General features: G+C 48.8%; 18 protein-coding genes. 10 read left to right on the forward strand and 8 right to left on the reverse strand.

The genetic code is table 11. The annotated features are described in order from the left end of the window. Nucleotides 1-111: 111 nt before the first annotated feature. The 5 genes from B156_RS0101810 to B156_RS0101830 all read left to right on the forward strand — a co-directional run bounded on the left by B156_RS0101810 (nt 112) and on the right by B156_RS0101830 (nt 3,786). Nucleotides 112-924 carry a sensor histidine kinase gene (locus tag B156_RS0101810; protein ID WP_018617900.1) on the forward strand — a complete coding sequence of 271 codons (813 nt, stop codon included), beginning with the start codon at nt 112-114 and terminating at the stop codon, nt 922-924. Nucleotides 925-991: 67 nt separating this feature from the next. Then, on the forward strand, nt 992-1,666 hold the full coding sequence (locus B156_RS0101815) for a response regulator transcription factor (RefSeq protein WP_018617901.1): 675 nt from the start codon (nt 992-994) through the stop codon (nt 1,664-1,666). Nucleotides 1,667-1,839: 173 nt separating this feature from the next. After that, nucleotides 1,840-2,421, forward strand: a complete 582-nt coding sequence (locus B156_RS0101820) for a LemA family protein (protein WP_018617902.1) — start codon at nt 1,840-1,842, stop codon at nt 2,419-2,421. A gap of 92 nt (nt 2,422-2,513) precedes the next feature. Next, nucleotides 2,514-2,942, forward strand: coding sequence for a TPM domain-containing protein (locus B156_RS0101825; RefSeq protein ID WP_018617903.1), 429 nt, complete (start codon nt 2,514-2,516; stop codon nt 2,940-2,942). After that, a complete protein-coding gene (locus B156_RS0101830; RefSeq protein ID WP_018617904.1) occupies nt 2,935-3,786 on the forward strand; it encodes a TPM domain-containing protein in 852 nt (283 codons plus the stop codon). Before B156_RS0101825 ends, B156_RS0101830 begins: the two co-directional genes overlap by 8 nt. Nucleotides 3,787-3,806: 20 nt before the next feature. Here the strand turns inward: B156_RS0101830 and lpcA are convergent, their stop codons facing one another. Continuing rightward, nucleotides 3,807-4,379 carry a D-sedoheptulose 7-phosphate isomerase gene (lpcA, locus tag B156_RS0101835; protein WP_018617905.1) on the reverse strand — a complete coding sequence of 191 codons (573 nt, stop codon included), beginning with the start codon at nt 4,377-4,379 and terminating at the stop codon, nt 3,807-3,809. A 41-nt stretch (nt 4,380-4,420) separates the two neighbouring features. Then, complete coding sequence (locus B156_RS0101840; RefSeq protein ID WP_018617906.1) at nt 4,421-6,202, reverse strand: hypothetical protein; 1,782 nt, start codon at nt 6,200-6,202, stop codon at nt 4,421-4,423. Between the two features lie 124 nt (nt 6,203-6,326). On the opposite strand from B156_RS0101840, the gene upp reads away from it, so the two are divergent. Together upp and B156_RS0101850 are read left to right on the forward strand one after the other, a co-directional pair. Further along, nucleotides 6,327-6,977: a uracil phosphoribosyltransferase gene (gene upp, locus B156_RS0101845; protein ID WP_018617907.1), complete on the forward strand. Its 651-nt coding sequence runs from the start codon at nt 6,327-6,329 to the stop codon at nt 6,975-6,977. A gap of 269 nt (nt 6,978-7,246) precedes the next feature. After that, a complete protein-coding gene (locus tag B156_RS0101850; protein ID WP_018617908.1) occupies nt 7,247-9,898 on the forward strand; it encodes a S8 family serine peptidase in 2,652 nt (883 codons plus the stop codon). Between the two features lie 88 nt (nt 9,899-9,986). Here B156_RS0101850 and lolA1 read toward each other — a convergent pair whose 3' ends face one another. From lolA1 to cysM, 4 genes are all read right to left on the reverse strand, one after another. Further along, entirely contained in the window at nt 9,987-10,616 is a 630-nt protein-coding gene (gene lolA1 / locus B156_RS0101855) for an outer membrane lipoprotein periplasmic chaperone LolA1 (protein ID WP_018617909.1), read from the reverse strand. A gap of 117 nt (nt 10,617-10,733) precedes the next feature. Next, nucleotides 10,734-13,307 (reverse strand): FtsK/SpoIIIE family DNA translocase, encoded by a 2,574-nt coding sequence (locus B156_RS0101860; protein WP_018617910.1) that lies wholly within the window; start codon nt 13,305-13,307, stop codon nt 10,734-10,736. Between the two features lie 150 nt (nt 13,308-13,457). Further along, nucleotides 13,458-14,507: a quinone-dependent dihydroorotate dehydrogenase gene (locus B156_RS0101865; RefSeq protein WP_018617911.1), complete on the reverse strand. Its 1,050-nt coding sequence runs from the start codon at nt 14,505-14,507 to the stop codon at nt 13,458-13,460. Between the two features lie 58 nt (nt 14,508-14,565). Beyond that, entirely contained in the window at nt 14,566-15,438 is an 873-nt protein-coding gene (gene cysM / locus B156_RS0101870; RefSeq protein WP_018617912.1) for a cysteine synthase CysM, read from the reverse strand. A gap of 253 nt (nt 15,439-15,691) precedes the next feature. Here cysM and B156_RS0101880 point away from each other — a divergent pair, with 253 nt between their 5' ends. Further along, nucleotides 15,692-16,147 carry a LytR/AlgR family response regulator transcription factor gene (locus B156_RS0101880; RefSeq protein ID WP_018617914.1) on the forward strand — a complete coding sequence of 152 codons (456 nt, stop codon included), beginning with the start codon at nt 15,692-15,694 and terminating at the stop codon, nt 16,145-16,147. Nucleotides 16,148-16,196: 49 nt separating this feature from the next. Here B156_RS0101880 and B156_RS0101885 read toward each other — a convergent pair whose 3' ends face one another. Then, complete coding sequence (locus B156_RS0101885) at nt 16,197-17,900, reverse strand: AMP-binding protein (protein WP_018617915.1); 1,704 nt, start codon at nt 17,898-17,900, stop codon at nt 16,197-16,199. Nucleotides 17,901-18,592: 692 nt separating this feature from the next. On the opposite strand from B156_RS0101885, the gene B156_RS0101890 reads away from it, so the two are divergent. Continuing rightward, a complete protein-coding gene (locus B156_RS0101890; protein ID WP_018617916.1) occupies nt 18,593-19,063 on the forward strand; it encodes an Lrp/AsnC family transcriptional regulator in 471 nt (156 codons plus the stop codon). 47 nt (nt 19,064-19,110) lie between these two features. Here B156_RS0101890 and B156_RS0101895 read toward each other — a convergent pair whose 3' ends face one another. Further along, nucleotides 19,111-20,325 (reverse strand): tetratricopeptide repeat protein, encoded by a 1,215-nt coding sequence (locus B156_RS0101895; protein ID WP_018617917.1) that lies wholly within the window; start codon nt 20,323-20,325, stop codon nt 19,111-19,113. Between the two features lie 130 nt (nt 20,326-20,455). On the opposite strand from B156_RS0101895, the gene hpt reads away from it, so the two are divergent. Then, complete coding sequence (gene hpt, locus B156_RS0101900) at nt 20,456-20,986, forward strand: hypoxanthine phosphoribosyltransferase (protein ID WP_018617918.1); 531 nt, start codon at nt 20,456-20,458, stop codon at nt 20,984-20,986. The last annotated feature ends 8 nt before the right edge of the window (nt 20,987-20,994 follow it).

Genomic DNA, 20,994 nt, shown 5'->3' on the forward strand with positions numbered 1-20,994 from the left:
GGAAATCAATAAAACGGGGTTGCCGTTTACTCAATGGTTCGGGTAAGCAATTGACATTCAGTCAGGTATTTTTGACCTTTACTCATCATGGATTACCTGTAAATCGAGATAATGTCGACAAACGCCGGTTTTGCAATTGCCGTTGGGACGGCTATATTATTGATAATGGCCGTGTTCATTATCATCTTTGTCGCCTATTATCAGCAAAAACAAACCCAGCAGCAGCTCGCCATCAAAGAGCTACAGGCGCAGCATCGGCAGCAGCTGATGGAGGCTACATTCCGGGGGCAGGAAGAAGAACGCAAGCGGCTCGCCGAAGATATGCACGACGGTATTGGCACTATGCTGTCAATTACCAAAATGAGCCTGAACCAACTGGAAAAACAGTTGAGTAGTACGATGGAACTGGCGTTACAGTTTCAGAAGACGCGCTCCATGATTGACGAAACCATGACAAATGTCCGGCGTATCAGTCGGAACCTGGTTCCGACAACCCTGGAGCGGTTTGGTTTGCTGGCCGCTCTGGAAGAACTTGCCGAACGCGCAACAACACCCGAAACGGAGGTGCAGCTCGTATACACCGAATCGGCCATCCATTTGCTCCCCGTTACGGAGTTGATGTTTTATCGCATTGCGCAGGAGTTGGTAAACAATGCCATCCGCCATGCCCGTGCCGGGCACATAACGATTCAACTGGTTTATTTTGATAGCGAAGTCAGACTAGCTGTACTGGATGATGGCGTTGGGTTTGATGTTGATGCCGTTATGGAGAACAGGCAAACCGGGCTGGGGCTGCGCAACATTGAGAGTCGCCTGAACGTAGTCAATGGCCATGTAACGTTCGATTCATCCCCCGGCCGGGGTTCCCGAATTCATGTGCAGGTTCATCTGCATGAAATACAGCCGGCAAAAATAATGAGTTGATTTGTTTGCGGGATAATGGCTACTTTCGACTAATGATTATGGCTTTAACCCTAACGCTTCCTTTCCCATGAGAAAAATTAAACTAGCCCTCTGCGACGATCATACGCTGTTCCGCATCGGCATGGCCACCATTGTTGGCCAGATTCATGATTTCGAACTGGTTCTGGAAGCAGGTAATGGTCAGGAATTGATCGACAAAATTCCCCGCAAGATGCCCGATGTGGTGCTGCTCGACCTTCAAATGCCGGTTATGGATGGAACCGCTACCGCCGATTACTTGCGGGAACATTATCCACTCATCAAGATTGTGGTGTTAACGATGCATGACGAAGATAGAATGGTCCTGCATTTACTGGAGAAAGGGGTTAGCGGCTATCTGCTCAAGGATGCCGAAGCGGGTGAAGTAGAAAAAGCCGTTCGTAAGGTGATGGATGAAGGGGTATACCTAAACGAGTTCGTATCGAAGGCTATGCTTCGCAAAATGACTAATAAAACAACGGTCAATAAGCCGGTCAACGCTTTCTACAACAGTAAAGTACTCTTATCGGAACGGGAAAAAGAAGTACTGATGCTCATTTGCGAAGGCCTTTCGACGAATGAAATCAGCGAAAAAATCTTTTTGAGTCCCCGCACGGTCGAAGGGCATCGGCTACGTATTCTTGAAAAAACGGGTACCAAAAATACGGCCGGTATGGTGGCTTATGCCTTTAAGAATGATCTGGTTAGCAACACTATGGTTTAGGGAAGCGGATTCGATGGGTCCGGTAGCGGGTAAACCCATTAGTCGATTACCAGTTATCAAAGCAGAGGCCGGATAAAATTGGTAAAAACGCCGTTGGCGTAGTTTTACACCAACAAATTAGTAGTTTTGACCAACTTTGCCCCTAATCACATAACACTGGTCTCTGCTATACCATGTCAAAAACATTAATTGTCGTAGTTGTTATCGCCCTCGCGCTGGGTGTGTTTGGTTGCAGTTCGTACAACGGTCTGGTTCAGGAAGACACGAACGTGCAGGAGAAATGGGCGCAGGTTCAAACCCAGTACCAGCGCCGGTCGGACCTGATTCCCAACCTGGTTCGAACCGTACAGGGAGCGGCCAATTTCGAGAAGAGTACGCTGACCGAGGTCATTCAGGCCCGTGCCAGAGCAACTAGTATCAACCTTAATGCTGATCAGCTTACCCCCGAAAACATTCAGAAATTTCAGGCGGCACAGGATCAGTTGAGTGGTTCGCTGTCCAAACTGCTGGCGGTAGCGGAGGCTTATCCGCAACTGAAAGCAACGCAGAATTTCTCTGAGTTACAGGCCCAGTTGGAAGGGACGGAAAATCGAATCTCTGTTTCCCGGAACGACTTCAATGGAGCGGTAAAAACCTACAATCAGTCGGTTCGTTCGTTCCCGAACAACATCTTCGCCGGCATTTTTGGCTTCCCCGTAAAAGGATTCTTCGAAGCTTCACAGGCCGCCCAAAGTGCACCAACGGTTCAGTTTTAATGAACGATGTAGCCTGAATAATGGATGATGACGATCCCGGAGGTAGTCATTGTCCATTATTCGTTAGTCATTTTACATTTTCAGGATAAATCATGAATCCCTTCACCGCCGATGAACAGCAGCGCATTGTAGCCTCCATTCGGCAAGCCGAAAGGAATACATCGGGCGAAATCCGGGTACATGTAGAAGCGCACTGTACGACGGCCGACCCCGTTCAACGGGCTATTGATGTATTTGCTCACCTGGGGATGCATCAGACCAAAGACCAAAACGGCGTCCTGTTCTACCTCGCTCATGCCGACCGTAAATTTGCCGTTGTTGGTGATAAAGGAATCGATGCGAAAGTGCCCGCTGATTTTTGGGAGACTACCAAGGATCTACTCCGTAGTCATTTTGCAAAGGGAGCCTATGCGGATGGCTTGAGCCGGGGAATAGAACAGGCCGGGCAACAGTTGAAACAGTATTTCCCTTACGCCAGCGATGATACCAACGAACTAGCTGACGATATCTCGTTTGACTGATACCGCCGTGACCGTACCGAATTTTTTCTATACAATTGTTCGTATTCTCCGTCTTGCACTCGTGGTACTGCTGCTGCTTGCGCCAGCCGGTGTATGGGCGCAGGACTCCGCCACCGATACCGGCACATCGACTGTAATTCCCGATAAGCCAAATCCACCCCGGCTGGTCAACGATTTTGTGGGTATTTTATCCAGCTCTGACCGGGCCCAACTGGAACAGAAACTCCGGGTTTACAATGACTCAACGTCAACCCAAATTGTTGTTGTGATCGTTAAAACGACCGAACCTTATCCCATTGGCGATTTTGCCTTTCAGGTAGGGCGAAAATGGGGTATCGGTCAAAAGGGAAAAAATAATGGTCTGGTGCTTGCCTGGGCTACGGAAACCCGCAAAGTATACATTGCCACGGGCTATGGACTGGAGGGTGCCATCCCGGATGCCATTGCCAAGCGGATTATATCGAACACCATTGTTCCGGCCTTTAAACAGGAGCAATACTACCAGGGGTTGGACAACGCAACGACCGAAATCATTCAGCGGGCCAGTGGCGAATACAAAGCCGACCCCGACACGGATACGGGTGATGGCGGAATACCAATTATCTTCATCGTTTTTGGTGTCATCCTCATTATCTTTTTCTTTTCCCGACGTAACAACGGGGGTGGGGGAAGCAACCGCAATAGGGGAGGAGGTTGGGGCCCCATCTTCCTGCCAACCTCAACGTACTCTGGCTGGGGTGGCTCAGGCGGTGGTGGCTGGAGTGGCGGTGGTGGAAGTGGAGGAGGGTTCGGTGGCTTTGGTGGTGGTAGTTTCGGGGGTGGGGGTGCCGGAGGAAGTTACTAAAGCCAGATTAACCGAGTCACTTAAACAAGCTGTTTCTCAATTAGCAGGATGAACAGATGAATCACTTTGATGTGAATCTCCTGAATGCGGTCGGCATAGCCAAAATGGGGTACCCGAATCTCAACATCGGCCTGACTGGCCAGCTTTCCGCCGTCTTTACCGGTCAATAAAACCACCTTCATTCCTTTGTGCCGGGCGGCTTCAACAGCTTTCACCACATTGGCCGAATTGCCGCTTGTGCTTAGGCCCAGCAGCACATCACCCTCACTGCCCAGGCCTTCTACAAACCGGGAAAAAACGTAATCGTATCCATAGTCATTACTAACGCAGGAAAGATGGCTGACGTCAGAAATGGCAATGGCTGCCAGGGAACGACGATCATCGCGATAACGGCCTGATAATTCTTCCGCAAAATGCATGGCATCGCAATGGGAGCCTCCGTTGCCACAGGAAATAATTTTACGGCCATTGCGCAGGGCGTCAGCCATCAGCGTTGCCGCCTGTTCAATGGCCGTCAGATGAGCAGGATCGTTGAGAAACGTATTCAAAACCGATTGTGCTTCGGCTAGTTCCTGCCGGATAATATCAAGCATTAATGACGTAGTAAAGTAGAAAATCGGTAAGGCGTGGCGTGTTAAAATACCCAGTTCTGGTAAGGCATATTCCAACGCAGGGCAAAGCTAGCGACTTGTTCGGAATAACTGTTAGGGCGAAACTGGCTGTCCTGAAACCGGTACAGGAAACGACTTTCCAGAAATATGTTGTGCCGAATCATGTAAGAAGCGCGTAAATCAGCGTAGGTCACAACGGTTTTTCGTCCCTGTCCAATAAAATTTCCTTCGTTACGAAAGCGGTACGTATAATCCTTCAGGATATTACCGCCGTAATTAATATCAGCCGCCGGATCGGTGCCGTACATCATGACCCCGGCAATAAGATTACCCGACAAACGCTTTCGCTGATACCGGACAATGCCCAGCCCTTCGGCAAAATTACTACCCAGTGGGTGGGCCAATGGCTGGCTAAAATGGGCGTAGTTGGTTTGACCGGCACTAACCGTTGCCGAGGCTTCGTGCGAGTACGTGTACGGGCGGGCCAGATTGAGTTCGAGTTGCAAATCCAGGTTAGGCACCTGAAACGCATCGATGTATTTGCCGCCAAGCTGAAAGGCAAACTTATTAGTCCAGTCGCCTGTGCCACGCAGTAAGGGCCTTAGTCGGAATTCGTCCAGCATGAACTGGGTGTACACCATGAACTGCGATAAGAAATTAGCTTTCAGGTCGATCCCAATAAACGCGTTATCACTACTGCCCACACTCGACTCTACGTAACGGTATAAAATAATGGGATTCAGGTAGTTAAGGTCCAGTCGGTCGCGGCTAAACACTTCCGCTTCAAACACGCCCAGATTGATATTGTCGGTTATGTTAACGCTCAGGTGGTGCATAGCCGCAAACTTGGGCGGAATGAGTCTGACCCCCGTCGGTAGGGGAGCCTGGGTATTTTGGAGCTGTGTAAACAGGTTGGTATATTGAATCCGGCTCCCTAAGCGCGTGGAGAACTTCATAAATAGGTGTGGGGGGCTGTTATCCGACAGGAAAAGTGACCGGAATCCGTTTCCGAAAAAATTGCGGTCGTGCCCAAATTGTACGTTGATAATCTTGAGGGCATTGAACGTAATGTATCCCCTTGCCGACAGGAAATCGACACCGTTGTTGCGAAACGGTTTTACAAAGCTCTGGCCCGGAGCCGCAACCAGTTGATCGCTTTTTTGGCCATACGTTTGACCATATTGCTGTATGTATTCGGGGTAAATAGCCTGATTGTCGGAGAAGAACGTGTAAAAGCCCAGTTTTTTACCAATCGTTCCCCGGACCTCCAGCCCCCGGCTGTTAACAAAAAGTAATTGCCGGTTATTGGTCAGCACATCCGACTGGCCGGATGTATTGTCGACCCCCACGCCAAAATAGAACGCTGGATTAACGTGCAAATCAAAATCCGGGGTTTGTAAGCTGTAGAAATCTGCTTTCTTTTTATAGAAATGCTTTAGCAGTGGCTTCCCACTTTCCCAGATGGATGGGGCTACGTCTGAACTGCGGGTAAATGGGTTTTTCTGTAACGAATCGTAGTTGGATACCCACTCCCAACTGTCATTGCGAAGGTAATCGAAATTGAAATAGTCGGAGTCGGAAAGGTCACGGCCAGGGTTAGCCTCTATACTATCAACCAACTGAATAATACTTTCCCGATTATAAGGCTTTACGGAGCTGTGAAAACCTTTGGCCCAGCTGTTTTGCCGGATTTCCAGCCGGTCAATGAGGTGGTAATAATCAGCGTTGAGTGGTACAAATGGGCTCTGGGCCCGGACACACAAAGAGAGTAAAAAAAAACAGAAAACGTAAACGGTGCTACGCATGTAACTTACTGGCTGTTGAGCTTATTTATAACGATTGGGCCGCTATTGACCGCTCAAATTAGTTATTTGGTTTGGATATACGCCAACCTTGCGGCTAATTTACGGCGAAAGACACCCACAAACTATGTTTGTTTTCTCGCAACAGCCCTCGGTGGCCAATCAGTTCATCGCCGAACTGCGAAATGTATCGATTCAGCAGGACAGGCTCCGGTTTCGCCGAAATCTGGAGCGGCTGGGCGAACTGATGGCGTATGAAATCTCGAAAGTATTGCCGTATCATTCCATCGACGTACAAACGCCACTGGGGATATGCCGTACGCAGGTACTCCGGCAGCAGCCGGTACTGGCCACTATATTACGGGCCGGATTGCCATTCCATCAGGGATTTGCCAATTATTTCGATCAGGCGGAGAGTGCGTTTGCTGGTGCCTATCGTGGACAATCGGCGGCCGGTAGTGAGGAGTTCGAAATTTCGATGGACTACATGGCGTGCCCTGATTTAAGCGGAAAAGCGCTGATTCTCTGCGACCCCATGCTGGCAACGGGCCGTTCCCTCGAAAAAGTGTACCATGCACTGCTCCAGTATGGTATTCCGTCCCAAACGCATATTGCCGCCATTATTGCCAGCCCGGAAGGGGTCCGGCATATACAGCAACAACTACCGCAATGCCATCTGTGGCTGGGTGCTGTTGACGATTACCTTGATGACCATTTCTACATTGTTCCTGGTCTCGGTGATTCGGGAGATTTGTCCTTCGGTGAAAAAATTTGTTAGCCCCAAACAGCGTAAAACACAGGACTTTTAATGAGTTAGCAAAATAGATTTGCCCATTCAGTAAAAATTCAGGAAGCTATTGAGTATAGTATTGAATTTTTCTTTTTCTTACGCCATAGCCAGTAATCCAATTCAATATATATACTATTAGTAATATGTACTATAACTATGGTATACAAAGGGTACTGGCTGTGTTTCTCTATTTTATCACAAATTAACCCATTTCAATTCTCATGATTAAAAATTTACGAAGGTTTAGAGTTAGTTCAATGCTTGCGCTGGCTCTACTAATAACACCGTTTGCCATTAATGCGCAAACCGTAGACGGCCTGAAGCAACAGGCAAGAGAGGCCAAAGTTTCCAGCGACCTGTTAACCGTTATTTCCAACGGGGGGATTGTCCAGCAGGCACCTATCGCTGGTCTACAGCGGGATAACCTGTTTGTAACCTCCGGTAATTCAATTGCTATCGATGCGGTGGCCAATTCGGAAAGTGAGGGGCAGGCACTTCTGCAGACTTTACAGGCGATGGGACTCCGCGATGGGATTATTTCTCAGCAACGCGTATCGGGGTATCTACCTATTGATAAACTCGACGAGTTAAAGAATGTATCATCCCTGAAATTTGTCCGCCCGTCTTATCAGCCCATCCATAGCGTTGGTGCTGTAACATCGCAGGGCGATACGTCATTACGGTCCTACGTAGCCCGTACAACGTATAGTGTAGACGGAACAGGGGTTAAGGTAGGTGTCCTGTCGGATTCATATAATAATCTGGGTGGTGCCCCTGCCGGTGTTGCTTCGGGCGATTTACCGCCGAACGTGCAGGTGCTGAAAGATATGCCGAGTGGGGGTTCTGACGAGGGACGTGGTATGGCCGAGTTAATTCATGACGTGGCTCCTGGTTCTCCACTGGCGTTTTATACGGCGTTTGTTAATCAACTTGATTTTGCCAAAGGAATTCGGGACTTAGCCACAGCCGGTTGTAAAATTATTACGGATGATGTTTTGTATTTCGCCGAGCCATTTTTTCAGGATGGGCCCATTGCCCAGGCTATCGATGATGTGGTGAATAACGGTGGGGTCACTTACTTCTCATCGGCGGGTAATAACGCGCGGACTTCATACGAGAAGGCCTATAATCCCATTCCTGCCAATACGCTTCCAGCCTCGGTTACACTTCCGCCAGGCTACGTATCGGCGCATAACTTTGGTAGTGGCGATATCCGTCAATCCTTCTTACTGCGTGGTGGTAACCGCACAACCATTATTTCGTTCCAGTGGGATGATCCGTTCTTCTCCGTTAGCGGTGGGGCTGGTGCTCAAACCGATATGGATATACTCGTTTATATTGGTGGAACTTATCGTGGCAACCTTTCGGGAACTTCCGATAACCTGGGAGGAGATCCTTTAGAGATTATTGCTATAAGGAACCCTGGTGCAGACGTTACGATTGAGTTGGTACTGGCCAAATACGCCGGGCCTGATCCAAATATCGTAAAATGGGTCTATTTCGGTAACGGTGTCACGACAACCATCGAATACGACACGAAAAGCTCAACGGCGGTAGGGCATACCAATTCAAGTCGCTGTATCAGTGTAGGAGCGGCTGCGTTCTACAACACACCTGCTTATAATGGTGCTACAACGGCTACAGTTGAGGGTTTTTCATCGGCCGGTGGTACGCCCATCTATTTCACTACTTCGGGTGCGCGTCTTGGGGCACCTGTTACGCGCCAAAAACCGGAGATTACCAGTGTGGATGGCGGTAATACAACATTCTTTGGGTCAGATACCAACAGGGATACCGATGCGTTCCCGAACTTTTTCGGTACGTCGGCAGCGGCTCCTCACGCAGCGGCTGTGGCAGCCTTGATGAAACAGAAAGTGCCAGGTATCACATCGGCGGCCATTTTGTCGACGCTGGAAAATACTGCTCTGGACATGGATGACCCCGTCACGGCGGGCTTCGATACGGGCTTTGACTTTGGCACTGGCTACGGCTTTATCCAGGCTGACAAGGCTTTGCAGGCTTTACAGACTATTACCAGCACCTTTAGTATTACAGGGGTAACGACGGTAAGCTGTGCTACGGTATCGGCTGGCCTGCGCACACTCACCTTCACGCCCCAGTACAGCGGACTGAATGGCCAGCCGGTGAGTTTCTCGGTGGTCAATGAAATGCTGCCCACCACCGCTCCGGGCCCATACACCCTCAACCTGTACATCGATAACCCCACCATCACCCTGAAAGCTACCCAGACGGGCACTCCGGGCGAAGCCAGTTTCGTCTACAACTGGCTGGTGGCCTGTGGTGGCAGTACCACACCGCCCCCCACACCACCAACCTCAGGTCCGTTTTCTATCACGGGGGTAACTACGGTGAGTTGTAGCCCCGTGTCGGCTGGAGCACGGCTGCTGACCTTTAACCCGGAATACAGCGGTGTGAATGGCCAGCCAATCAGTTTCTCGGTGGTCAATGAAATGCTGCCCACCACCGCTCCGGGTCCCTACACGTTGCGGGTTTACACCGATAACCCGGTTATTACCCTGAAGGCCACCCAGAGTGGCACCCCCGGGGAAGCGAGCTTCTCCTACAACTGGCTGGTGGCCTGCAATGGCGGTACTCCGGGCAGTGCGCGGGTGGGTACTGGCTCGGAGCTGAGGGGCAAACTGAAAGCTACGATTCTGCCCAACCCGGTATCGGATGAGTTCCGGCTTCGTCTGGAAGGGTTGCAGGGTCAGACGGTTCGTCTGGAGTTGAGTGATGTGAGTGGTCATTCGGTGATAAATCGTCTGGTTGAGGTGGTCAGTGACGATCATCAGGAGTCGGTACGGTTCGCTCAGCCGGGTCGTGGGTTGTACCTGTTGCGGGTGAGCCAGGGTCAGCAGGCGGTGACTCTGAAAGTGATTCGGGAGTAAGCACCGACCAGTAATAGTCAATAAAAAAGGGTCGGCCTGTCCATCACTGGACAGGCCGACCCTTTTTCTATGCTATCCGTTTATAATTCTAGCGCAAGTCCACGACTTCAACACCTGGATGCTTCGAATTGTCGAAAACGAAGTAAGAATCAGAGACCTTTACGTTCGGCGTGAATTTCGTGATGGTATACGACGTTTTTTTGCCATCCTTATTCGTTATCACCCAATTACGGATAGATTTGTCGGCTTTGTCAACCGAAATCTGCACGTTAGAAACAGCGTTTTTTGTTTGTGTAGGCGTTAACTCGATTACTTCCAGCGTACGCTTACCCTGCTTTTGTTCTTTCAGGAAACGGTAATTGTAGCCCTTCTTATAGAGGGAATAGATCTGCGTAGGGTTTAGCTCACCGCTGCTATTGGCATCGTAATCCTGAACGTTCACTTCGTTTGATTCCCTCATGTAGGTCGACATGGTCTTGCCATCATTATAAACTTCCTGTCCACCTACCGCTAGCCTGAACTTATCATCTTTTACGGTCAAATCACCCTTTTCGGATCCTCCTGCACCGCCGTAGGTGAATGAGGCCTGGTAGGAGTTGAGGGATTTATAGCGACCACTCATCGCATCTAAAATAGTCTGTGCCCGTTTGTCTTTTTGCGCTACGGCTGGTAGTACAGCAAACAACGTCAGGCTTAATATCCATGCTAATTTTTTCATTTTTTATCCTTTTTACTTTTCTGTGCAGGTTTATGTATACCTATTAGACAGCATTCAGGCCCGAAACGTTTAATCCGTTTCGGGCCTGAATTGTTTCGGGTGATATGAGTCAGAGAGCTACTCGCCTTTAAGTCGTTTCAGGATTTCTTCCAAATGCTGTAGATCCTGAACCAGCACCTCCCGGGCTTTACTACCTTCAAACGGGCCAACGATTTTAGCCGCTTCCAACTGGTCGATTAGTCGCCCGGCACGGTTGTAGCCGAGTTTGAGTTTACGCTGAATAAGCGACGTACTACCCTGTTGGTGAATGACGATGAGCCGGGCGGCTTCGTCAAACATAGGATCGCGGTTGTCGAGGTCCACATCTTTGTCGTCGCTCTGACCACCATCATCGCCAACGAACTCGGGCAGCGCGTAGGCATCGTCGTAGCCGCGCTGGTTGCCAACAAACTCGCACAGGTCTTCTATTTCGTTCGTATCCACAAACGGACATTGCAGCCGGATAATATCGGAGTTTGACGACAGCAGCATATCACCCATGCCTACCAGTTGCTCAGCCCCGCCCGTGTCCAGGATGGTGCGGGAGTCTATTTTGGAGGTCACCTTAAACGACAGACGGGCCGGGAAGTTGGCCTTTATCAGACCGGTAATAACGTTTACAGAGGGGCGTTGCGTAGCTACAACCAGGTGAATACCAATGGCCCGTGCCAACTGAGCTAACCGGGCAATGGGCTGCTCTACTTCCTTCCCGGCAGTCATCATCAGGTCGGCTAATTCGTCGATAATGAGAACGATATAGGGCAGGAACCGGTGGCCCTTTTCGGGGTTTAACCGGCGTTTGACAAACTTTGCGTTGTATTCCTTCAGATTTCGGCAGCCGCCATCCTTCAGCAGGTTATAGCGATTGTCCATTTCGATACAAAGCGAATTGAGCGTGTTGACCACCTTCTTCGTATCCGTGATAATCGGCTCTTCGGAATCGGGAAGTTTAGCCAGAAAATGGCGTTCCAGTTTATTGAACAGGGTCAACTCTACTTTTTTTGGATCAACCAGCACCAGTTTCAGTTGCGAAGGGTGCTTTTTATAAATCAACGAAGTAAGCAGCACATTCAATCCCACGGATTTGCCCTGACCAGTAGCACCCGCCATGAGCAGGTGGGGCATTTTGGCCAGGTCGGCTACATAAATTTCGTTCGAGATGGTCTTGCCCAGCACAATCGGTAAATCAAATTTGCTGTTGCTGAACACGTCGCTGGTAATCATCGACCGCATCGAAACCATTTCCCGGTTCTTGTTCGGTACTTCGATACCAATAGTTCCCATACCCGGCATGGGGGCAATGATACGAATACCCAGGGCGGACAGGCTCAGGGCAATATCGTCTTCCAGGCTTTTGATTTTGGAAATCCGGACCCCCTTCGCCGGAACAATTTCATACAGCGTAACCGTGGGGCCGATAGATGCCTGAATGGAGTCTATTTCAATGCCAAAGTTACGGAGTGTACTCTCGATTCGCTCTTTGTTAACCGTCAGCTCATCGTCAGATACCTGCGCTTTCCGGCTGTTCTGGTAGTCGGTCAGCAGATCATTGGTTGGGTATTGGTACTGCGGTAAGTCGAGCGTCGGGTCGTACAAACCATGAACCGAAACCAAGTCGTCTTCCTCAAACGGGTCAGGTTCGAAGGTAGGGGCTGGTACGGCACTAAGTTCGTCGGTATCAATTGGGTCATCCGCTACGGCTTCCCTGTTTTTGATAGTCAGCGTAACGCCCGTGGGTTTATTTGCTGCTTCGGGCTGCGGGGACTCGGGCTCCACCACATCGGGCTGGACGGTATCATTGGAATAAGGGGTAGCCGGTCTGGCAACTGCGTGGCTATGCGTTTCCGGTGAGGTGTCCTGTGGGTCAAATTCGCTATCCTCATCCGGCTCAAGTTCGCTTTCCTCGTACGTTTGTAGCGGGTCGCTACTGTAACTGCGGGGCCGTGGCTGAGTGGGGAGCGATAAATCCGGCAGCTTTATCTGCCGCACATTGAAAAAGTAAACGATGAAGAAGAATAGCAAAAAAGTGATGAATGCTAAATTACCCCAGCCAAACAGGCTATATAGCGTCACATTGGTTTCGTAACCAATACCCCCGCACCATACACTGGCGGTAGCGGCAGAATCGGTAACCAACACTATGTATCCTAAAAACAGGCTCAGCCAAATGGCCATAAACAATAAGGCTGTGGTAGTGCGGCTGAGGGGTAACAACTCCACGCCAAAGGTTAATTTATAACCAGCCAGAAAAACAATAAAGGGCAACGCGAGGGCACCTACTCCAAACCAGCGAAACACGAACGCATGGGCAATGTAGGCACCAACCAGACCAACCCAGTTGCGGGTTTCGCTGGCTGATTCAACCAGGGGTGCCGAAAAGGCGGCCCCTACCACACTCTGGTCGGCGGAGCCGTTGAGCAGGTAGGATACGAAAGCGACTAATAGTCCTATGGCCAGACCCATTAGCAAAACGCCGAATGTAAGTGTTGAGCGTTGGTCGGTAAACCAGCGGTCGAGTGCTGCCCCCCAGTTATACGAATCCCTGCGGGTAGGGCTGGCAGTTTTGCCATTCGGTACGCGGGGGCGAGGCTCATTACGGTCAGCCGGACGTCGGAGTGTATTCTGTCGCGGAGAAGTGGTTGGTTGGGCCATGCGTAGGGTTAAGGACTATAGCAGTAGGTAAATTTCCCACTTTTTGACGAATAAGCGTGACGAATTGAAAAATATTGCGCCTTTTTACCCAACGGGAATTTTACCCACTGCTATTTAGTGATAATACAGTACACGGAAAGAGACCCGGTTCTATAAATCCTGGAGTAGTTTCTGATTGATACGTTTGGCCAGGCCAGGTCCTTCGTAGATAAAACTCGTGTAAACCTGCACCAGGCTGGCCCCGGCACGTAATTTCTCCTGAGCATCTTCGGGTGAGAAAATGCCGCCCACACCAATAATGGGAAAAGCACCCCCGGATTGTTGATGCAGATAACGAATTACTTCGGTTGACCGATCACGCAACGGGCGACCGCTTACGCCACCCGCTCCCAGTTGAGAAACTGTATCCGAATCGGTTAGGAGCCGGTCGCGGCTAATGGTTGTGTTTGTGGCTACTACGCCCGAAATTTTGGTTTCGGCTACAATACCCACAATATCGTCCAGTTGACCATTGGTCAGGTCAGGCGCAATTTTTAATAATATCGGTTTAGGAATGGATTGCCGGTTATTTTCCTGCTGTAGTGCCGTTAGTATTTTCGTGAGGGGTTCCCGTTCCTGCAAATCGCGCAGACCGGGCGTGTTGGGTGAGCTGACATTGACCACAAAATAGTCTACAGCAGCAAATAATTCGCGGAAGCTAATCAGGTAATCTGTCAGCGCGTCCTCATTGGGCGTGTCTTTATTTTTGCCAATATTGCCCCCCACAATAACGCGTCGTTCCCCTTTATTTTTCCCGAAATACTGAAGCTTTGCCGTAGCCACACTAACGCCCTTATTATTAAATCCCATCCGGTTGATAAGACCGCCATCGGCTTTCAGGCGAAAAAGACGGGGGCGGGGGTTGCCGGGTTGCGGGCGGGGTGTAACGGTACCGATTTCAACAAATCCAAACCCCAAATCGCTCAACTCGCTAACCATCTCTGCGTTTTTGTCGAACCCGGCCGCCATACCAACCGGATTGGGAAACGTAAGCCCAAATACGGTTCGGGCCAGTCGTGGGTCATTTATAACGTAAAGTTTCTGGCAAAGGGTAGAAACACCCGGAATAGAAAGGGCTAGCTTGAGTACTGTCGTAACCGTATGGTGAATGGTCTCCGCATCAAAACGAAACAAAATGGGAAGAATAATGCGCTTGTACATACGGGCAAAAGTACGCAAGTCTTGCGTGTCCTATCAACTTTGTCCGATAGAGAATAGGTTAAGCAAACAGGTCAGAGGATAAATACCGATCACCCCGGTCGCAGATAATGCAAACGATCACGCCCGACTCCAGTTCCTGCGCTAACCGAACGGCTGCGTGTACCGCTCCCCCGCTGCTCATACCGGCAAAAACGCCTTCAACGCCGGCCAGTTTACGGGTCATCATCGTTGCCTCCTGGGCAGATACTTCCATAACCCGGTCGACTCGCTGAGGCTCAAAAATTTTGGGCAGATACTCAACGGGCCACTTTCGAATACCCGGAATAGACGACCCATCGGTCGGCTGGCAACCCACAATCTGCACATCGGGGTTTTGTTCCTTCAAATAACGGGAAGTGCCCATAATGGTCCCTGTAGTGCCCATTGACGATACGAAATGAGTTACCTGACCATCCGTATCACGCCATATTTCGGGGCCTGTTGTCCGGTAGTGAGACAGGTAATTATCCGGGTTGGCAAACTGGTTTAGCATCAGAAAGCCACCTTTCTGCACCTGTTCTTCGGCATAATCGCGGGCTTTTTCGATGGTTTCGGTCAGGGTAACTTTAGCCCCGAAGGCTTCCATCGTCAGAACACGCTCATGGGTCGAGTTTTCGGGCATCACCAATTCAATGGCAATGTCGTACAACCGGGCAATCATCGCCAGTGCAATGCCCGTATTTCCGCTGGTTGCTTCAATCAGTTTCATACCGGGTTTCAGTTCACCCCTTGCCAGGGCACCCTGAATCATACTGGCTGCGGCCCGGTCTTTTACACTACCACCGGGGTTGTTTCCTTCGAGCTTGCCGTACAGTCTTACGTTTGGATTGGGATTTAGCCGGTTCAATTCAACCAGGGGTGTATTACCGACTAAATCGAGCAGGGTTGCCATGCTGATTTATTGGAGGCTTGTTCTTGAGTTGTCAAGGTCAAAGACACCAAATAAGTTCGCCAGTGCCTTTTTTGTGGACAAAATCAACTCGTTGAAAATGGGACTGTAACGAGCTTGATGCACTTATTGTCGTACGATTGAATTTATTTTTAATAACAAATTGCCGGATGCAAAATTTTGCGTAAACTTGCTGACACAGAAAGGTATAGCAATGTATCGACTGTTTATTTCACACCTTTAATTCAACCCTACAATGAAAGCATTTCTGCTTACCCAATCGCTCACGCCCATCCATGTTGAGCAGCTCGCCGGTCAATTTGCCCTCCCCGATATGACCCTTCCCTTTTTAGGGAGCCGCCGTAAAATGCCTATGCACCGTATTGTACGATTGGAAGGAGAAGGGAATTACACGTTGTTTCACTTTTCTGATGGCAGCCATTTGATGGTGTCCATCACCCTGAAAAAACTGGAGGAACGCCTGTCTGATAAAGTGTTCGTACGGCCGCACAAAAAAAACATTATTAATCTGCTCTACCTGGAAGCGCTTCATCCAGAAAACCAGCAGCTGAGTGTAAGTCTGGTCAATGGCGACCGGGTGGAGGTATCGCGCCGGAAAGCTAGTTCATTCATGAAACAGGTTCGCGGATTCCAGGAGGAGTTGCTCATACTTAGTGCGAACCCCTTTGCCATCAGTAAGATTGTAGCCTGAATAGTTACCGGTTCCTGATATACACCAGGAACCGGTAACCAATAAAAAGTTATTTTTTCAACTTTGCCAGTTCCTCATCCCGCAGGGGCCGACGCAGGATTTTACCCACGTTTGATTTTGGCAGTTCGTCGCGAAATTCGATTTCGCGTGGTACTTTGTAAGCGGTCAGGTTTTCGCGGCAAAAATCCTTAATTGTTTCTGCCGTGAGGGCGGGATCTTTGCGAACCACAAAAATCTTCACTACCTCGGTCGATTTCTCATTGGGAATGCCAATACAGGCCACTTCCAGCACGCCGGGGCATTGTGCCACCACATCTTCCACCTCGTTCGGGTATACATTGAAACCGGATACCAGAATCATATCCTTTTTACGGTCAACAATCTTGAAAAAGCCGTCTTCATTCATCACGCCAATATCACCGGTTTTAATCCAATCACCCATCATGGAATTGGCCGTTTCTTCGGGGCGATTGTAGTATCCTTTAAATACCTGTGGACCCCGCGCTATAATCTCACCGGCTTCGCCAATGGGTGCATCAGTTCCGTCATCCAGAATAATTTTCATGTCGGTACTGGGCCAGGGAATGCCAATCGTGCCTACCCGCACGCCCCCGTCAATGGGGTTTGAAGACAGGACGGGCGATGTTTCGGTAAGTCCGTAGCCTTCACAGGGTGTATTACCGGTTAGTTTAGCCCAACGTTCGGCCACGGATGTCTGCAAGGCCATACCACCGGCCGATGTTACTTTGAGGTGGCTAAAATCTACCTCACTGATTCGCGGGTGATTGAGCAGGCCATTATACAGCGTATTGACACCGGTAAAGGCCGTGATTTTGTATTTTTTCAGGTCGTCGATAAACGCGTTCAGGTCGCGTGGGTTGGTGATGAGCAGGTTCATCCAACCGCTTTTGAGGGCTGCCAGCGCATTCGTTGTCAGGGCATACACGTGGTAGAGGGGAAGGGCTGCCACAATGACGCCTTCACCATCAGGAATGCCACCGGGTTTCATCCAAAAATCCTGTCCCTCTACATTGGCTATAACGTTCCGGTGGGTTAGCATAGCTCCCTTCGAAACGCCCGTAGTGCCACCCGTATATTGCACAAAAGCAAGATCGGTGTTGCTAATCTCTACCGACCTAAACGGTTGGGTATTTCCCCGCCTTAATGCGTCATTGAATGAGATAGCATCGGGGAGTTTATAAGCAGGAACCAGTTTCTTTACGTATTTGACAACTACGTTGACAAGCTGCTTCTTCGGAAATCCCAGCAAATCACCCAGCTCGGTAACTACCACGTGCTGGATATCGGTACGATCAATTATTTTTTCCAGATGGCTGGCAAAATTGGCCAGAATCACAACGGCTTTGGCACCAGAGTCTTTAAACTGGTGCTGCATCTCGCGGGGCGTATAGAGTGGATTCGTATTGACCACCGCCAGGCCCGCCCGCAAAGCCCCGAACATGGCTACCGGATATTGCAGCGTATTAGGCATTTGGATAGCCAACCGGTCCCCCTTTCGAAGGCCCAGTTCATTTTGCAGAAAAGACGCGAACTGTGCCGATAATTTGTCTAATTCTCCGAACGTAATCTGTTTATCCATGCATGCATAGGCAGGGCGGTCAGTGAACCGGCGGCAACCCTCTTCCAGCAATGCTGCCAGTGATGAGTAGGCATCGGGGTTTATCTCGTAAGGAACTCCCTGCGGATAAAACCGTCGCCAGGGATATGTATTGAGAGTTGATTCTGTATCCATATGGAGATTAATGTTTAAGAGCAGAAAACGCTGCACCCTAGTCCCTTATAATACCTAATAATGCAGGGTATTAGTCGCATTTTTAGACAATTGACGTATGCAACAAAACTAGCAAAATTGTTCAATTTTTTCATGGATGTATATCAATCCTTTCCAAACGTGCTTTGGACACTGTGTACATAGCTATTAATGAGTGCCTTAACCGCTTGTCAATACATTTCACCTCTCATATAAGACTGATGCTAAACTGCAACATTACGCTGGTAAACATGTCCTTACTCTAAACGCCCCAACGCGTTTAAGTTAAGATAAGAGTGCGTAAACGCCGGAACAACGATGTGTCCGGCGTTTTTTGATTTTTTGGCTAACGAACCGATCATTTATCCAATGGGTATATATCGAAAAAAATAACCTGAAAAACCATACTTCAACCTAAAAGGTAAAACAAGCAATCATTATCTGTGCATAACAATTTTACCGGTATACCTGAAATATAAACTAATCGGCACACTATTTGGTAATAGAGGCATATTCGGTGTTCAGCTAGGTTTACTTAATTTTGTGCCGATTTAAGGGGGTTTTGGTTCTATTTCTTTTGATTTTTGCAAAAAATCAATATCTTTTAAGAATTTTCTATTGGAAAAGGTAGTAGCTTTGTGACGTTTTGTAACCAAGTTTCAACTGACTGTTTTATGTCGAGTCAAAAATTAGATCAGATAGATCGCAATGTTTTAGAGATTCTGCAAGCCAACGCTAAAATCACCAACGCACAACTTTCTAAAGAAATTGGCCTTTCGCCCGCCCCCACACTGGAACGGGTTAAAAAACTGGAAACGTCGGGCATTATTCAAAGCTACCATGCGCAGCTCAACCGGGATAAAATCGGGCTGGGGGTTACAACCTTTGTGATGGTTACGCTTGTGGGTCACAAAAAGGATACAACCATGTCTTTTGTGGAGAAAGTCAACCAAATTCCGGAAATCATTGAATGCCACCACATCACTGGCTCCGGTGATTTTTTGCTGAAAGTAATTGCAAAAGATATCTCTTCGTATCAAGCCCTGATGCTGGATGTTATCAACGAAATTGATGAGGTGGCCAGCACACAGACGATGGTTATCATGTCTACCTTCAAGGAAAGCAAAGTGTTGCCAATTCCCTGATGTGAAAGTGAGTTATCAGTTGGCTTGTTACCAACTGATAACTCACTTTATACCCGTTTTCTTCGCTCCTGCCGTCGTGCCTTCTTCGCGTCGTCAATCGCTTTCTTTGCTTCTTTATATTGGCTGGACTTTCGCTCCCCCTTATCAATCACCTCGTTGAAGTAGGTTTGAGCAAGATCATAATCCTTTTCCTCCGTCGCTATCTTTGCCAATCCCAGTACCGACGATAAATAGTAGCCTGTATTCACGGAGTTCGTCTGTTTGGCAAAATCTATCGCTTTCTGATAATAGATTTTTGCTTCGGGTCGATTCTTATAAAATAGCTGGTTTGTATAAGCCAGAATATACGCTGCCGTTCGGCCACTAACTCCTTCATAACCCGTTTTTCCCTGTTCAATCTTCGCCAGAATATCTTTGGAAACGCGTTCTGCTTCCGGTAAACGACCCGTTACGAATGCTGACCGGGCGTAGTAGCGCTCAAAAAAAGGATTATCCGGATATTGCTCCGTCATATACTTCGACATTTCGTACGCTTTGTCGTACTGATTCTCCATGCCATAAATCTGGACCAGAAAGTAGCGGGCCTCCACACGGGTATAAAAAGCCGTATTTGCCGTTTTCTCCAGTTCCTTAATACCTGCATTTTTGTTTCCCTTCGGAAAGAGCATCAAAACAGGCTTCAGCAAGGGGTAATTCTCGGGAATCCACTGGGCGTAGTAATTATACATGCCATCGCCAAAAAGCAGTTCAGGGTTCAAATCAGAATTGCCTTTACATTTCTGAAAATATTTAAGGGCGTTTTTTCCGGCTAAGGTTGCCTTTGTCCATTTCTTCCGCTCGGAGTACAACCGTCCTTTGAAGGCATAGGCGGCTGCCAGAAAAAAGGCAGGTTCCAGCTTATTTTCGCTGTCATCATACAGTTTTTCGGCCAGCGTAATGGTCGTATCCATCAGGGCGAGGCACCGGTCGTCGTAATCCGTAACATCCGTATTCGGAACAATTTTCCACCACTCTGCCAGGCCCATTAAAAAGTAGGGCATAGGGTGGTTCGGATAGCGCAACCGTAACCACCGGAATTCTTTGTCAGCTTCGTAAAACTTATAATTATACATCTGGTTGATGGCCTCTGCCGACTCAATCTGAACGCCGGGGTGCTTGAGCAGGCCATCATATTTCTTATCGAAAGCCGACGGGTCATAGAGCTGGGCTTTGGCTAAAATAGCTAGTCCTAACAGGCATACCGTCAACAATATTTTCTTCATTCGTTAAAATAGCTTTAGTAGTACATCAACGTAAACAGACGTAAGTCCGTTTGCAGACATTTATTTTTCCGGCAATTTTTTTCCCGCTTCCCGCGCATCCGCGTACCTTTGAGATTCCGCCAACATCATTATGGTAACCATTAAAGATAAAACGTTTGTCCCGTTTATTAGTGCTGAAGTCATTCAGGCCCGCATTCAGGAATTGGCTGGTCAGATTAATGAGGATTACGCCCATAGGCAGCCGTTGATTGTTATTGTCCTGAACGGCGCATTCATATTTGCCGCAGATCTGGTCAAACACCTGACCATTCCGTGCGAGATTACGTTTATCCGGGTTGCTTCCTACGCGGCTACGGAGTCGAGCGGTCAGGTTAAAGAAATTCTGGGTTTGACCGATACAATTGCCGGGCGAGACCTGATTCTGGTAGAAGACATTGTTGATACAGGGCTTACCATTAGTGAAGTATGCAGTCAGCTTCAGGCGCAGAATCCTGCATCTCTGGCTGTAACTACCTTATTGTTTAAGCCGGATGCTCTCAAGAAACCGCTTGATTTATCCTATGTAGGCTTTGAAATTGAAAACCGGTTTGTGCTGGGCTACGGACTCGACTACGATGGGTGGGGGCGTAATACTAAAGATATACTCGTATTGGAGTCATAAATCTTCCT

Origin of the sequence: Spirosoma luteum DSM 19990 (assembly GCF_000374065.1) — a bacterium.
GTDB lineage: Bacteria > Bacteroidota > Bacteroidia > Cytophagales > Spirosomataceae > Spirosoma > Spirosoma luteum.

What these genes read in the sequence shown, in the direction of transcription:
- B156_RS0101810 (WP_018617900.1), top strand. Translation starts at nt 112, where the DNA reads ATGTCGACAAACGCCGGTTTTGCAATTGCCGTTGGGACGGCTATATTA.
- B156_RS0101815 (WP_018617901.1), top strand. Translation starts at nt 992, where the DNA reads ATGAGAAAAATTAAACTAGCCCTCTGCGACGATCATACGCTGTTCCGC.
- B156_RS0101820 (WP_018617902.1), top strand. Translation starts at nt 1,840, where the DNA reads ATGTCAAAAACATTAATTGTCGTAGTTGTTATCGCCCTCGCGCTGGGT.
- B156_RS0101825 (WP_018617903.1), top strand. Translation starts at nt 2,514, where the DNA reads ATGAATCCCTTCACCGCCGATGAACAGCAGCGCATTGTAGCCTCCATT.
- lpcA (WP_018617905.1), bottom strand. Translation starts at nt 4,379, where the DNA reads ATGCTTGATATTATCCGGCAGGAACTAGCCGAAGCACAATCGGTTTTG.
- B156_RS0101840 (WP_018617906.1), bottom strand. Translation starts at nt 6,202, where the DNA reads ATGCGTAGCACCGTTTACGTTTTCTGTTTTTTTTTACTCTCTTTGTGT.
- upp (WP_018617907.1), top strand. Translation starts at nt 6,327, where the DNA reads ATGTTTGTTTTCTCGCAACAGCCCTCGGTGGCCAATCAGTTCATCGCC.
- B156_RS0101850 (WP_018617908.1), top strand. Translation starts at nt 7,247, where the DNA reads ATGCTTGCGCTGGCTCTACTAATAACACCGTTTGCCATTAATGCGCAA.
- lolA1 (WP_018617909.1), bottom strand. Translation starts at nt 10,616, where the DNA reads ATGAAAAAATTAGCATGGATATTAAGCCTGACGTTGTTTGCTGTACTA.
- B156_RS0101860 (WP_018617910.1), bottom strand. Translation starts at nt 13,307, where the DNA reads ATGGCCCAACCAACCACTTCTCCGCGACAGAATACACTCCGACGTCCG.
- B156_RS0101865 (WP_018617911.1), bottom strand. Translation starts at nt 14,507, where the DNA reads ATGTACAAGCGCATTATTCTTCCCATTTTGTTTCGTTTTGATGCGGAG.
- cysM (WP_018617912.1), bottom strand. Translation starts at nt 15,438, where the DNA reads ATGGCAACCCTGCTCGATTTAGTCGGTAATACACCCCTGGTTGAATTG.
- B156_RS0101880 (WP_018617914.1), top strand. Translation starts at nt 15,692, where the DNA reads ATGAAAGCATTTCTGCTTACCCAATCGCTCACGCCCATCCATGTTGAG.
- B156_RS0101885 (WP_018617915.1), bottom strand. Translation starts at nt 17,900, where the DNA reads ATGGATACAGAATCAACTCTCAATACATATCCCTGGCGACGGTTTTAT.
- B156_RS0101890 (WP_018617916.1), top strand. Translation starts at nt 18,593, where the DNA reads ATGTCGAGTCAAAAATTAGATCAGATAGATCGCAATGTTTTAGAGATT.
- B156_RS0101895 (WP_018617917.1), bottom strand. Translation starts at nt 20,325, where the DNA reads ATGAAGAAAATATTGTTGACGGTATGCCTGTTAGGACTAGCTATTTTA.
- hpt (WP_018617918.1), top strand. Translation starts at nt 20,456, where the DNA reads ATGGTAACCATTAAAGATAAAACGTTTGTCCCGTTTATTAGTGCTGAA.